Source organism: Sphingomonas sp. PEI4, from assembly GCF_056679955.1.
This window is the reverse complement of the sequence record NZ_JBWXPI010000003.1, coordinates 41,681-55,896: the sequence shown is the minus strand read 5'-3', so window position 1 is coordinate 55,896 and position 14,216 is coordinate 41,681. Positions and strand designations below refer to the sequence as shown.

General features: G+C 58.9%; 12 protein-coding genes. 8 read left to right on the top strand and 4 right to left on the bottom strand.

The window, feature by feature from the left end; translation table 11 throughout:
* Window positions 1-44: 44 nt before the first annotated feature.
* Window positions 45-257 carry a hypothetical protein gene (locus tag AC1MLZ_RS21370; protein ID WP_480961976.1) on the bottom strand — a complete coding sequence of 71 codons (213 nt, stop codon included), beginning with the start codon at window positions 255-257 and terminating at the stop codon, window positions 45-47.
* A gap of 87 nt (window positions 258-344) precedes the next feature.
* Between AC1MLZ_RS21370 and AC1MLZ_RS21365 the strand changes: the two genes are divergently transcribed.
* The 4 genes from AC1MLZ_RS21365 to AC1MLZ_RS21350 all read left to right on the top strand — a co-directional run bounded on the left by AC1MLZ_RS21365 (window position 345) and on the right by AC1MLZ_RS21350 (window position 5,103).
* Window positions 345-596 (top strand): helix-turn-helix domain-containing protein, encoded by a 252-nt coding sequence (locus AC1MLZ_RS21365; protein WP_480961975.1) that lies wholly within the window; start codon window positions 345-347, stop codon window positions 594-596.
* 948 nt (window positions 597-1,544) lie between these two features.
* Window positions 1,545-2,645: a RepB family plasmid replication initiator protein gene (locus tag AC1MLZ_RS21360; protein ID WP_480962123.1), complete on the top strand. Its 1,101-nt coding sequence runs from the start codon at window positions 1,545-1,547 to the stop codon at window positions 2,643-2,645.
* A gap of 162 nt (window positions 2,646-2,807) precedes the next feature.
* Window positions 2,808-4,010: an AAA family ATPase gene (locus AC1MLZ_RS21355; RefSeq protein WP_480961974.1), complete on the top strand. Its 1,203-nt coding sequence runs from the start codon at window positions 2,808-2,810 to the stop codon at window positions 4,008-4,010.
* Window positions 4,011-4,089: 79 nt separating this feature from the next.
* A complete protein-coding gene (locus AC1MLZ_RS21350; RefSeq protein ID WP_480961973.1) occupies window positions 4,090-5,103 on the top strand; it encodes a ParB/RepB/Spo0J family partition protein in 1,014 nt (337 codons plus the stop codon).
* Window positions 5,104-5,428: 325 nt separating this feature from the next.
* Here AC1MLZ_RS21350 and AC1MLZ_RS21345 read toward each other — a convergent pair whose 3' ends face one another.
* Window positions 5,429-6,373: a hypothetical protein gene (locus tag AC1MLZ_RS21345; protein WP_480961972.1), complete on the bottom strand. Its 945-nt coding sequence runs from the start codon at window positions 6,371-6,373 to the stop codon at window positions 5,429-5,431.
* A 195-nt stretch (window positions 6,374-6,568) separates the two neighbouring features.
* Between AC1MLZ_RS21345 and AC1MLZ_RS21340 the strand changes: the two genes are divergently transcribed.
* From AC1MLZ_RS21340 to AC1MLZ_RS21330, 3 genes are all read left to right on the top strand, one after another.
* Window positions 6,569-7,804: a site-specific integrase gene (locus AC1MLZ_RS21340; protein WP_480961971.1), complete on the top strand. Its 1,236-nt coding sequence runs from the start codon at window positions 6,569-6,571 to the stop codon at window positions 7,802-7,804.
* A gap of 168 nt (window positions 7,805-7,972) precedes the next feature.
* A complete protein-coding gene (locus tag AC1MLZ_RS21335) occupies window positions 7,973-11,401 on the top strand; it encodes a DEAD/DEAH box helicase (RefSeq protein WP_480961970.1) in 3,429 nt (1,142 codons plus the stop codon).
* A gap of 253 nt (window positions 11,402-11,654) precedes the next feature.
* Window positions 11,655-12,029 carry a response regulator gene (locus AC1MLZ_RS21330; RefSeq protein WP_480961969.1) on the top strand — a complete coding sequence of 125 codons (375 nt, stop codon included), beginning with the start codon at window positions 11,655-11,657 and terminating at the stop codon, window positions 12,027-12,029.
* 371 nt (window positions 12,030-12,400) lie between these two features.
* Here AC1MLZ_RS21330 and AC1MLZ_RS21325 read toward each other — a convergent pair whose 3' ends face one another.
* Window positions 12,401-12,769, bottom strand: coding sequence for a response regulator (locus tag AC1MLZ_RS21325; protein ID WP_480961968.1), 369 nt, complete (start codon window positions 12,767-12,769; stop codon window positions 12,401-12,403).
* Between the two features lie 53 nt (window positions 12,770-12,822).
* Between AC1MLZ_RS21325 and AC1MLZ_RS21320 the strand changes: the two genes are divergently transcribed.
* A complete protein-coding gene (locus AC1MLZ_RS21320; protein ID WP_480961967.1) occupies window positions 12,823-13,158 on the top strand; it encodes a response regulator in 336 nt (111 codons plus the stop codon).
* Between the two features lie 171 nt (window positions 13,159-13,329).
* On the opposite strand, the gene AC1MLZ_RS21315 is transcribed toward AC1MLZ_RS21320, so the two are convergent.
* The gene (locus AC1MLZ_RS21315; RefSeq protein WP_480961966.1) at window positions 13,330-13,500 is read right to left on the bottom strand and encodes a hypothetical protein; all 171 of its coding nucleotides are present in this window, start codon (window positions 13,498-13,500) and stop codon (window positions 13,330-13,332) included.
* Window positions 13,501-14,216 lie beyond the last annotated feature (716 nt).

Below are 14,216 nucleotides of genomic sequence, written 5' to 3'. Positions count from 1 at the left end.
CCGCTGTCAGATCGGCAATCCACTTATCCCCGCTGTTCAGATTCCTAGAACCACCTCTCTTGAACACTGCAGATCGTGTTGCAGTCGTCATGACGGTGGCTGGACAGGTTGGTACCGAACGGGTTGCCGGCGACGTCGATCCGGCCGGTCATCGGCAACCCTGTAGCGGGATTGATAGCGGGATCGTCGATGGCCGATCCGCCTGGTGAAAGTTGCCAGTCGTCGAAGAACGACACGATGCGGGTCAGCAGTCTCATGAGGTACACCAAGCTCCCGGCGGCGACGATGCGAAGATATACGTTTTCCGCATTTACGGCAAGACGGGTTAATGCGGGAGCATGCCCGTGTCCCCTTCCCTTCCCGATCTTCACGCGCGCATCGTCGCCGCACTGACGGCCGCGCGCCAGGGGGCCCGGCTTCGCCAGGTCGATCTGGCGAAGCGGCTCGGCTGGCAGCAGGCCTATGTGTCGCGGTACGAGACCGGCGAGCGCATGCTGGCGGTCGATGAGTTTGTTGGGGTGGCACAAGCGATCGGGGTCGATCCCGTCGCAATGCTCGCTCAGGTGCTGGATGAGGGTAACGACGGACCTGGCTGATCCGGGCCGCAAGCCAATGTGCGATCGCCTGCTCCATCCGGTCGGATCTCCAGCCCGACCGGCTCGAACGCCTGCCGTCCGCCGGGATAAGTGCCGGCGTCAGCCGCCCTCGGCAAATTCGCATGGAACGTGCGTACGAATTTCAACGGACAGTTCGGACAATACGACGCCGCCAAGGGACCAAGCGGGACATGATGGAAGTCGTAGATCCAGCACCCTAGCCCCAAGCTAGTCCTCGTTTATTGCTGGGGCCGGCGAAGAGAGGTGTGCTCATTATCCTGTTAGGAAACAACTACTTCCTGTGGCGTAACGGCGTCGGTGCTTAACGCTCTGTGATGATCAGGTACCTGTCTCTCGAGACTCAGGTCGGTCGTCTGCGGACGGCTTTTTTATCATGTTCTCAGAACGAAAGTCATATTTACAAATACGCCGCTGCGCGCAGCGGAAGGATTCCTGATTCAATAGATTCTGATTCAGCGACAAAAAACCTACCCCTTACAATGAGGTACGTCGCTCAAGCTGACCGTACGGGGGCGTTTAGCTGACTGCGCGGGGGCGGTTACCTGTCCAGGTGGGGGAGGCATCCTGCCCAAGTGGGGGCACGCTGACCTAATGGGGTGATAGTTGCTCAAGAGCATCATCTCTCGGGTCTACTGTGATAGACCGCAAATCTGTCCATCGAAGTTGGATTATTGACGCGAGCCGAGCAGGATACGGGACTCGGCAGAGTTCCTCGAATTCCAACAATCGACCTGTTAAACCTATCCTGACCTTAGGGGGGGTAAATTCCGATTAGCCTGACCTGACTTGACGAGCATGGTCAGGTCAGGCAGCAATATCTAGACCAAGACCCAGTTCCGATCGTGATATTCCATGGAATTAGACCGCGACCAAATAGCTGCAGCGGCTGCTGAGGAAGCGGCTGTAGAAATAATGCCCGGCCGCGCCATGCGGGTAGCTGCGGTCTTACGTGCAAAGGGCGGCGACGAGTTCGCGAAGCCCGGAGCCATCATCGAAGTCAAATTCGTGAAGGGAGAATCGCTAAGTCTGACCGCGTCTCGCCTGCTTGCTCTGATGATCTTGACTGCAGGCGGCGATGCTTGGGAGGACCGGCCGCACCGGATGCGAAAGGCCGATATCCGTCGCGGCCACAAGGGCAACGAGCGTATTACCGATATGCTTCAGGAGCTTCACCGCACACTGTTTGCAATCGACGATCGCTCTTGGCGTGGAAAGAAGGCGACGACGTTATTCTCGCTTATTTCTCGCTCAAAGGAGGAAACGGACGAGGATGGCGGCGAGGCCGGTTGGATCGAGTGGGAGTTTACCCCTGACGCGCGGAAGCTGATTCAGGCATCTGAGACTTATGCGGTGTTGAACCGTCAGGCGGTTCTTGGTTTTCGGTCGAACTATGCGCTTAAGCTTTACGAACTTGGAGCACTGCGCCTCCACCGGCGGCAGGCGACCTGGCGGGGGGATATGGCGGCGCTTCGGGCTGCCTTGGGCATTCCCCCGGAGGCCTACACCGACTTTGCGCAACTGAGGCGCAAGGTTCTTGAGAAAGCTAAAGCCGAGATTGATCAGCTTGCGCACTTTCGAGTGGAGTGGCGTGAAATCAGACACGGCCGGACCGTGGTCGAGATCGAGTTCCGGTTTGAGCCTAAAGGAGCGCCGGAAGTAATTGAGACGGTCAGCGAGCTGGATCGTCATTCGAGCGGCAGGATGCCTCGTCGCATAGGAAAAGTCGATGCGGTAGTGGAGGGCGTCGATGCAATTCACGGACTGCCGAAAAAGGCGTTTTCGGCATCAACGGCAACCTCTAAATCAGTTGATATCGATGTGGTGTTTCCGAGCGGCTCAATACGGTTCGGCGCCGAAGAGCTTTACGCGATCGGACGGAATCAAGGCGGCGGTTGGGACGTAGACCTTATCGCACAGGCGTTTCGAGCGCAGATGGGCGAGCGCCTCGTGAAGCTGCGAGGCGCAAAATTGATCTCGGCGTGGACAGGGTTTTGCGAGGGTTGGGTAACAAGGCGAGGCAGGGCTTAACTGCAAATTGCACGTGTGCAATTTGCTCCCCCAGCTAGTCAGGATAGGGGCCGAGTCGGCAGTTTGAAAGGCGACGCAGGCAACGACTTTCGAAAGATAAGATAAATCTGACCAAAAAGCGAAAGTTTGTGTACCATAGCGCAAATTTCGAAAGATAAGCACATGGCCAACATTCTGGAACTTGACGAGGCTGACCGGCTCGTGTCGGTAGCGGCACTGGCGCGGCGCACGTCTTCGGTCCTAGAAAAATTGCGAGACGCTGCTAGAAGCGCTAGATCAGATGATCGTCGGGAGCCAACCTTTACGATCAGCAAGGCTGCCGAACTGGTCGGCCGAACCTCTGCAGCGATCCGTGACGCGGAAAAGGATGGCAGGCTTCCGGAGCCTGTCCGTACCGGCAATAACAGACGCGAACGCTACACCTTGGCGCAACTCAACGACATGCGCGGTGTCTTCGGGACACGTCCGTATCGAAGCCCTGGAGACCCGTGCTGCGTCGTCGCGGTGCAAAACTTCAAAGGCGGCGTAGGCAAATCAACACTGGCCGTGCATCTAGCGCAGTATCTTGCGATCCGTGGATATCGGGTCGCATTGATTGATTGCGATAGCCAGGCGTCAGCAACGACCCTTTTCGGCTACGTGCCGGACCTCGATTTGGATGAGGACGATACGCTGTATCCGTTCCTAAGGGAGGGTGAGCGAACCTCGCTCGACTACGCGCTCCGCAAGACGCATTTTGATGGTCTCGAGTTAATTCCAGCCAACCTCCGGTTATTCCAGTCCGAGTACGAACTTGCCGCGCGAATGGCACGCGGCAGTGGTGCTTTGCTCGATCGGTTGAAGGAAGGTATCGAAAGCATTGCCGATCGATTCGACGTCATCGTTATGGATCCGCCGCCAGCGCTCGGAGCGATTTCGCTGTCGGTATTGCGAGCTGCGAATGCCCTGGTTGTGCCGGTCCCGCCGACCGTGATGGATTTCTCGTCAACAGCGGCATTCTTATCTATGTTGGACGAGACGATTGAGCAGCTCGCAGAACGCGGTCTCGCGCCTGAATTGTGTTTTCTCCGGTTCGTAGCGTCGAAGGTGGACGAGAACAAATCCATGCAGAAGGAGATGCTGAACCTAATGAGGACCTTATTCGGCCACGCGATGGTTCGAACGCCGCTGAAGGACTCAGCCGAGATCGACAATGCGACCGCCCGGCTAATGACGGTCTACGAGCTTGACGGACCGGCGACGAGTTCGGCGGTGCGTAACAGATGCCTAGCGTATCTGGACGGGGTAAACGCGGAGATCGAAATCGATATTCGTTCAACGTGGCAAAGTCATCAGAAGAGACTACGTCAGGAGGCATTAGCGTGAACAATGCGAATTGCTTGCCTGAAACTGGCCGTAGAAGCTTAAATTGCACGCGTGCAATTCCGAGCAGAGGGAGGCTCTTATGAGCAGAAAAAACACGGGGTTTGCGGCCGATCTCGCCGCGGGCATTGATTTGTCCAACGACGCTGAGCCGGTGCGGCGGCCGAGCATTGCAGCCAACGTCCTGACGGGGCGGTCCAACCGGCTAGCCGATCTCGCTTCGGGCGCGGTCGTGAACCGGACGCACGAGCTAGTTGATCCGGTACGGTGTCGGATGTGGCCTGGCCATAATCGTGAATATCGCCTGCTTAATGAGGAGCGCTGCGAAGATCTTATCGAGAGCATCAAGGCACAAGGCCGGCAAGAGATGCCAGCGATCGTTAGACGGGTTCCGGCAGATCCAGATTACGACTTTGAGGTGATCTGCGGCGCGCGCCGCCACTGGACGATTACCTGGTTACGCGCGCACAACTATCCTGACTTCAAGTTCCTAATCGACGTTCGGAAAATTGGCGATGAGGAGGCTTTTCGGCTTGCTGATATTGAAAATCGCGCCCGGGACGATCTAACGGATCTCGAGCGCGCACGAGATTATCTTCGCGCACTAAATGCCTATTATAACGGCCGCCAGAAGACGATGGCCGAGCGGCTGAAGGTGAGCGAGAGTTGGCTCACGCGCTACCTCGATCTGGCACGTCTTCCGAACGAACTGATGGTGGCATTTAAAAAGCCGCAGGAACTTGGCATCCGTAATGCGATTGCATTGAAGGCGATGCTCAAACCGGATGACAGACGTGCGCAGGTATATGCTACTGCTAAGAGGCTGGGCGAGGAACAGGAGGCGAGCGGGAGAGCAATGCCAGTACTCGACGTCATCAAAGCACTCGCGCTGGCGACCGCCCCCCCCAAGAGGTCAGGAACCCCCAAGAGGTCAGGATCTACGCACACGGTATCCAGTGAAGGCGGGAAGCCCGTGTTGCGAATTGAAGGAACTGATCGCAAGGGCGTTCGCTTGACGCTCCTTCACAAGAGCGGCGCCTCTCGAGAAGATGCGGAGAAGGCGCTTCGGGAGATATTGGACGCGCACTGGTCGTGACACGACGCGCTTAGCCGCTGAGTGCGACAACTGTGTCGCATTCGAGTCAGCGGGGTTCTACTGTGGCCGCTGTTCGAACATGCGCTTCGCAATTTCAAGAGTTTGCCACGATCGAACGGCAATTCGATCAACCCCGCTTATAGCAGGGCGCTGTCGAACGATGCTGTTATCATTGTGTCGACGTGGCTTCCAGAAGATTTCCTTCTATCGCTTAGGTTCTTGTGCACCGGCGATTGTTGCGTTGCGCCCCAAGAGAACGCGATCAATCTCTGCCATAGCTGGTCGAGATCGGCAGCCGCTGCGCCTAGCGGCCCTTGATCAAGAGCTACCAACGGTGATGGAGATGTTCGGGGAGGGCGGGGGTTACCTGACCGCCCTGTTGGAGCTTGACCAGTCCGGCAGCGGCAAGGGCGCGAGCTTGAATATCGGCACCGGCGCGCGACAGGCCAAGCGCACGTGCAATCTGCGTCCGCGTGGTCGGACCAAACGCTGCGACAAGGGCCCAGGTGTCGGCGGCACGGGCGTTGCGGGATAAGCCATCAAGGGCATCACGACCGCGGCAGAGGGAGGTCTCGATGCGCCCTAGCTCCATAAACGCTGCCGTCGCGACATGCTGGCTATGATCAACGAACGCTGCGGCCCGCTCGGCCTCGCCGAGATCGAGCCGGAATACCGAACGCGGGATCATGCCCGCGACAGACGGCGCGACGCCGCGCGCGACAAGCGCAAGGTTTAGGGCCCAGCATCCCGCTGGCTCAGCCGCAATGTAGTGCCGCATCGATCGCGAGGGCAGGGCGAGCATCGCATCGTGCCCCTGACCTTCGGCGAAATCCGCGGTGGTGATCAGACTGTCGACCGCAGATGTGGCGCGAGTCAGTCCCTGAAGCGGATGATCTGGACCAAGGTCGGCCAGCCCACAGGCTCGGGTGAGGGGGCCACCGGCAGGCATCTGCGCCACCGCGTCTTGGGCGGCGTTGAGCAACGCCAGCGCATCGGCCTCAAAGCCACGCGGCGCGTTGACCATGCGAACGACGGTCGTCGCGGCGTTCGCGATCGCCGGCACGCCGTTGGCAGCAAGCCAGAGCACGACGGCATCACGGCGCGGGTCGTCGGTCATGAGGATCGAACTAGGATCACTACTGGGCTGGTGGGCAGGGCCGACATCACCGGCGCCGGCGTCGCGCCGATACGCACGCCAGGCGCCGGCGACGGTTGCCAGGCTGGCAACCCTGCAAATTTCAGGGGACGCAAAGCGCGCGGCGCCTGCCACGCGACCGAGCGCGTAGCCAAGCGAAGTGAGATCGAGGGGAGGCATCGCAGCTTTGATACGCTAGCAATACTCAGATCACTAGGCATCGCTAAATGCCCGAAAAAGCTACTTACCATAATCGGACATTATGGTAAGTATATAGATGTGCTACGGTGCCGGAATGCAGGGTAAATCGAACCAGCGGGCGCGGCCCTCATGAGCGAGATCATCGTCCATCGCACCGACGGGGAGGGGCTTCCGGTCCGCGCGCGGCGTGGGACCGTCGAGCCAATCGATGCCCGCGTTACCCGGTTGCTGGGTCTTGCCCTGCCGGCTGATGCCGGCCCTGTCAGCGAGATCGGTTTCGCCGCGCAGCTCGGCGCTATGGCAGCGGCGAGCAAGGCGGCGCTGGCGTCGGACCTGGCCTGCTATCTGCGTTGGTGTGAGGACATCCGTGTCGCCCCGCTGCCCGCTGAGCCCGAAAACCTGGTCCGCTACATCGCCATGCTCGAGGCGCGCGGCGCCAAGCCCGCGACGGTCGCCCGGCGGGTTGCCAGTCTTGCCACCGCGCATAGCCTGTCAGGCCTGCAGGGGAGGGGGCATGCACCGACGAGCCACGTCATGGTCCGCGCGGCGCTCAAGGGCCTGCGCCGGCGTCGCGGCGCCGCCCAGCGTCAGGCCGCGCCCTTGCGCTTCGGCGCCACGCTCGATCCGCATACCAAGGGGTTTACGCTGACGGCGCTGCTGGGGGCCTGTGGCGGCGACCTGCAGGGGCTGCGCGATGCCGCCCTGCTGTCGCTGGGTTATGACGCGGGATTGCGCGTCAGCGAGCTCGTCGCGGTCACCGTCGCGCATATTGATCCGCACAGCGATGGATCAGCGCTTCTTTTCATTCCCTCGTCCAAGACCGACCAGGACGGGCAGGGGGCCTGGGGCTGGCTGTCCCCGGATACGATGCGCCGCGTTGGTGCGTGGCTGGTGGCGAGCGCCATCACTGAGGGACCGGTCTTTCGCCGCGTCGGGGTCGACCGACGCCGTCTGCGCGTCGCGGTCCCGCCGATGGCGTACGAGGCGATCCCAGGACACACGCGGCACTGGCAGGAGAAGCTGAAGGGTAAGAAGGCCGAACCGGCGAGGACGGTCTACACCGTCGGGACGGCCCCGCTTAGCCGGCAGGGTGTAAATGGGATCTATCGGCGCGTGGCGCTCAGCGCGTTCGATCAGGGACTGGTCGAGATGCCGATCGCCAAGGTTGAAGAGGCGGCGCGGGCGCTGTCGAGCCATTCGCTGCGCGTGGGGCTCACGCAGGACCTGTTTGCGGCCGGCGAGGACGGCGTCGGCATTGCCCAAGCGCTGCGTTGGTCGTCGCCGTCGACGGCGCTGCGCTATGGCCGCAAGCTCGCTGCGCGAAGCAACGTTGCGGCTCGGGTGTTGTCGCGGATCAGAAGCTGATTTGGTGCTATGACACGGACGGAACGCGCCGCAATTATCGTTAAGCCCGTACTTTCCTATGTAACCTAATCGGCAAAGCTTGCCACAGAGGCACAATAGCGTGAACTTGATGGAGGCTGCGCTCTGGTACGGGTAGTATCCGCTGGTCAGTCGATTTACGATGCAGCAATGATCCCGCTCGTCACCGACGCCGCCTTGACCCGGGCGATTTCAACGCAACGGATGCTGGAGGCCGGTCGAGACTATTGGCAACGCGGACGTGTCGGCGAACTGCACCTCGAAGACGGTCAAGGAGTCGTACAAGCCACGGTGGTGGGAAGTGCCCGTTCACCTTATCATGTAGAACTGCGCTTCCGGTCTAATGCGATTGTCGCGATCTGCACGTGTCCGGTCGGGATCGGCTGCAAGCACGCGGCCGCCGTTCTGCTTGCGTTGCAGGCACGCCAGGGCGCGCGGCAGCCGCCTCACGCAGTTTCGACAGTCCGCGCGGAAGGGGCGTTGGTAGCACGCTCCACAACGATGCTCGCGACGGACCTGCTTCCGACGTCTCTTGCGCAATGGGCGGCCGCAATGAAGCCCTTGTCCGAACGCCATGGGGCGACCGCGCCTCCAGCATCACGTGCCGTCATTTACGTCGTGCGAGTCCAGGCGCTTGTCGGCAATATGCGCTTATCGAAGAAGCGTCCGCTGGCATCGCTGACAACACCGGGTTGCGCCCTGCGCCTGTTCGTCGAGGCACTCGACATCGGGCTCGACGAGGACGGCCACCCGGTGGGCAACGGCGCCAAGGCTCAGCCTGCTGGTCTTTATGGTGGATACGGCAGCCCCGCACATATGACGGATGAGGATCGGCACATCCTGCGACGCTTGCAGATGCGGATTGGCGATACCGACCATGAGGGATGTCTGACAGGCGCCGGGGGCGCGGACCTGTTCGAGCGAATACTCGCGACCGGCCGGGCGCGATGGGCGACGGCGCGCGGCGTATCGATGCACCGGCAGGTCTCCAGAAAGTCTATGCTCGACTGGATCCATGACGATCTTGGCCGTACGCGATTGTCGGTCCGGGATGTGCCTGTCGACGGCGTGGCGGTAGTGTTGGCACCCCCTATGCTGATCGACACCGGTAGCGGTGCGGTCGTGTCTCTCGATTTCGACCTGCCCCCCACCATGGCCGAGCATCTTCTGCGCCTGCCTCCGGTCGACGCGGACGCGGTTGTTGGGCTTGCGGCGCTCTGGCCCGATCTCGTGCTGGCCCATGTGGTGCCCCCGGTCGCACCGACAGTGCGCGATCTTGGCACAGTCGCACCGGTTCCGGTCCTGTCGCTGTGCATGGACAAGGTCACCATGCAGGCATGGCATGGCGGTCACTATCGCTACTCCGGCAAAATGCAGGTTCCATGCGCGCTCGCCCGCCTGACATTCGATTATGCCGGCACGATTGTCGATGCCACGACCGTGGAGCAGACGGTGCTGTTCCGGGACGCTGACGGGCTCGTCCGCTTCAGCCGTGATCCCGACGGCGAGAACGATGCCATAATGCGGCTGATACTGGCCGGGCTAATCCCCCTGTTCGATTTCGAGGACGCCGAGCCAGCACCTCGGCAGGAATGGGATCATGCGCCCGGTTTGCCGGCGACGGCAGAAGACTTTACGCCATTCCTCATCTACGACGCCGACACCCTACAAGCAGAAGGCTGGCGGATCGAGGTCGCCCCGGACTTTCCGCTGCACGTCATCCCTGTCGAAGCGGCAGATCTGTCAGCTGCGGTTGTACCCTCGGGGATCGACTGGTTCGACATCACGCTCGGTGCGAATGTGGACGGCGACCGCGTCGATCTGGTGCCAGCGTTGCGCCGGATGCTGGCGACGATCGACGCCAACGAACTCGAGGCGCTCGGTTCTGATCTCGCTGAGGAAGACGATGTCATTCCGGTCGCCCTTGGCGACGGCAAAGTGGTGGCGATGAAAGCGGCGAGCGTGCTGCCGATGTTGCGCGCCCTGATGATCCTTGCCGCGAATGATCCAGCGCCCGCGACAGCAGGGAGCAGATCGGGCTTTTCAAGACTTGATCTGGGACTGCTGGGCGCTATCGAAGCCGCGACACCCGGGATGGCATGGACCGGTGCGGAGCCGTTGCGACGTCTTGCCAGGGAGCTAACCCAACTCCGTCTCGCACCGACCCCGCTCCCGCCGGGTTTCGAAGCAACCTTGCGCCCGTATCAGCAAACCGGGTTCGACTGGCTTGAAGCGCTGGCGCGGGCAGGGCTCGGCGGGCTGCTCGCCGACGACATGGGTCTCGGCAAAACCGTACAAACGCTCGCCCATATCGTGTCGCAGAAGACTGCAGGCGCACTCGACGGCCCCGTTCTCATCGTCGCACCAACGTCAGTGCTGCCGAACTGGCAAGCCGAGATTGCCAGATTTGCGCCCACACTGACGGTGCTGTTGCTGCATGGCTCAAGCCGGCACGACCGGCACGACACCATTCGTGCTCATGACATTGTCCTGACCAGCTATCCGCTGCTGGTGCGTGACGAGGACGTGCTGACACGCGAAGCGTTCGGCCTCGTCGTGTTCGATGAGGCACATGTGCTCAAGAACCCCAGAACAGCCGGTCATGCGGCTGCCCGCAAACTGACAGCCACGCGGCAGATCGCCCTGAGTGGGACGCCGATCGAGAACCAACTCACCGATGTGTGGTCGCTGTTCGAACTGATCGTTCCGGGGCTGCTCGGCAACCAGCGCGACTTTGTACGCATGTACCGTACGCCAATCGAGAAGCACGGCGACAGCGAAGCGCGGGCACGGCTGGCACGCAAGCTGAAGCCATTCATGCTGCGTCGCACCAAGGATGCGGTGGCAGTCGATCTGCCGGCAAAGTCGGTCTTGCCTGTCATGGTCGTCCCAGGGGCCGCACAGATGGCACTCCACGAAAGCCAGCGTATCCTGATGCAGCAGCGCGTCCGCGACGAGATCGCCCGGGTCGGGCTCATGCGGGCCCAGATCATAATGCTGACAGCACTGACGCGGCTGCGGCAGGTGTGCTGCGATCCGCGCCTGCTGCCAGAGCAGGGGGCGAAGCCACCACCGTCCGCCAAGCTCGAGCGGCTGCTGGAGCTGCTCGACGAACTGATCGCAGAAGGACGGCGGATCATTCTGTTCAGCCAGTTCACAAGCATGCTCGATCTTATCAAACCAGAGCTAGACCGACGGCATCACGCCTGGGTCGAACTGACCGGCAAAACTCGGGATCGCAAGACGCCAGTAGCTCGCTTTCAACAAGGCGAGGTGCCGCTTATCCTGATCAGCCTGAAGGCAGGCGGGACCGGGCTCAACTTGACCACGGCCGATACTGTCATTCTCTACGATCCATGGTGGAACCCGGCGGTAGAGGCGCAGGCGATCGACCGTGCGCACCGGATTGGTCAGAGCAAGCCGGTCTTTGTGTACCGGATGATTGCAACCGGTACGATCGAGGAAAAGATCCTGACACTCCAGCAGCGCAAGGCGGCGCTAGCCGACACATTGTGGAGCGAGGACGTGACGTCTCCCGCCCACATTACCGAAGACGACATCGCCTTTTTATTGGGATAAGCCAGGCAGCCCGCATCGGCGACGCAACATGGACGGCACGACGCAACTGTTAACCATCGTGAGTGCTTTTTTGACGTTACTTAACTTGAAGCGCTGTGAAAGCGGCGTAAGCAGGATGAAACTGTAGGTCGGCACCGACGTGAGATCCTAGTATTGGCGCCGATCCACGATATGTTAGAAACCATCCGGAATTATAGAATGGCGGGTAATAGATATAGAATATCTAGGTGTCTGGGTCAGAAAGGTTGATTTGGTGGCAAAGCGCGTGCTCATTGTCGAAGACAACGAACTCAACCTGAAGCTATTTTGTGATCTTCTGCAAGCGCATGAGCTCATCGTTGAGGCGCTTCGCGACGGTCGTAACGCTATAGCTCGTGCTCATCAGTTTCGGCCAGACCTGATAATAATGGACATTCAGATGCCACACGTGACCGGCTACGAATTGATTCTAGAAATTATGAAGGACAAAGACCTGAGCATGATCCCAGTCATGGCAGTCACTGCCTATGCCAGCCACAAGGATGAAGAACGAATTCGAGCAGCCGGCGCAAGAGCCTATATTTCCAAGCCGGTGACCATCGCGCATTTTTTAAGAGCGGCGAATGCTTTGTTGAGCGGGTGTGCATAGCTATAGCCGATTAAGTTGTATTGCAATACATAAGCTATGCTGCCAAAGGTTTGCCTCGACAGGCAAGCCCAGCGACTTGATGTTTTTTTACAGTCGCTGGTTACGATGAAACCCGATCAAAACTGAACTAGCAAATATTCAATAGCCTCATATTCCTAACAAAAGTGTGACCGACTATATCAAGCATACTGAATCGAGTCACATTCGTTATTTGAAAGCTCATTAAACAATCGATCTGATTCATGGCGTCTATAGTGAAGGACCTACTTTGAGCATCGAAGACAAATATTCTCAGGCGTATCACGAGCTTCGTTGCCGTCAATAAGAGCAACGAATTCCATTCGTTCGACACCAGTAATCCCGTCGCAGGACTATGAAACCAGCAGACTGCAAACCTCTTTCTCAAGAAAGCTCAACGTGAACGGCTTTGCTAAAAATCGATCTGCGATGTTAGACCGGAGCTCAGCTTCATCAGTGTAACCCGACATCACAATCGTCCGAAGATTTGGGCGCAACGCCAGTGCGCGTTCGATGAGATCGAAACCGTTCAGTTTACCAGGCATTCTAACGTCAGTTACGATTAAATCAATATGAGTCAAACTACTTACAATATTGATTGCATCGTCACCAGTAGCGGATAGGATTACATCGAACCCGCAATCCTCAAGCTGCTCGCCTACCACGTTGCGGATGCGTTCCTCGTCATCGACAACCAGAATGACGTGTGAGTGAACGGTCACGACCTCACTCCCTTGTTAAGCATTAATTCAACAGGTACTCGTATTTTGCCTGCATGCATACTCTAAAAGTTCTGATCGTTGACGATAACCTTGTCGTTCTTTCCACGATTTCCGAGATGGTTAGCGAACTTGGCTACATGCCAGTCGCTGTCGATAGCGCGGAAGCTGCGCTCGATCAGCTTTCTGCGGGCGGCATCGACATGCTGCTTAGCGACATAGCGCTCGGGTCTGGCCTGTCCGGCGCTGAGCTGATCCTGAACCGTGGCATTATGCCGCGGACCGTTATACTGATGTCAGGTCGTCCGAGACCTGAAGGCTTGCCAAACGGTACGCGTTATTTAAGCAAGCCCTTTACCATAAAAGCGCTCGAACACGCTCTGATGTCGTAATAGAGTCCTCGTTCGACAAGCCTTTCATAACAGGCGCGGTACTCATCTAGCGTTTGGATTTTGCCTATTACCAAACTGCTGCGAGAATAGTAGGAAATGATGTGAGTGCGAGCGGAGGGAGAACCGGGCCGGCGTTAATCGGCCATACGTGGCGATGCTGGGGCAATATCCTTAGCCCTTGATCGAGATGTATGCGAGCTGCTGCAGCGAGACGAAGCCGAGCTTGTCGAGATCTCGTATGCCGACATCACGCATCCAGACGACCGCTCTTGGAACGCCCATCATGTCGAGACGCTCGAGAACCGCGGTGCGGCGATTACGATCCGGAAACGGTATGTGCATCGCGTCGGCGCTGTCGACCCCTCGTAACCCCAAGTTTTCCAAAAGATACAGGTAGTCGCCTCGCTTAAAGCGGGGTTCCGCTTTCGGTGCCGATCCACCGGGGACGGGGGGGCGAAATTTCAGTTATTCGGTAACAAGAGAGTGTCATCATCGATTGTTGGAAAAGTATCTTAGAAGTGAGCTACCGCGGTCCCGTTCCGCGATGCAAGAAATAGAGGAAGGAGCTATGACTTTCCAAGGCAACGCTCTGCTTAATCCGCTGCGATTACCTTTTTTTTAATTCTGTCGCAACCTTGTTGCTCAGATGAACCGCTGCCCAGTAGCTGCCTGCCTACCCATGGCGAGACGCCTTCTCAAATGGGGTAAAATCCGGGTCACTTGCAATCTGCGAATGATATTTAGCAAGTCGAGCATGAGCAACTCTTGCCTCCTGATTGCTCGCGACTTTTGCACGCGCGCCCTCCTCTGCGGCGCGGCGGCGATGATAGCGTTGCCTACCGATCGATTTCATCACTGCTCTCGCTGCAGGAGCTACGTTCCATGAGTCAACGCGCGACTATAGCGATGAGAAAACTAAACTTTGGCTACTAAGTTTCCGGGCGCACACATTCCACGCGTCTTCCATTATGAGCGAATTGCTTCTTTGTCAGAAGCTAACTGCAGTATCGGCGACGAAGGCGCGGAATAGCTCCCGGCATCTGCACGGTAGTGACACA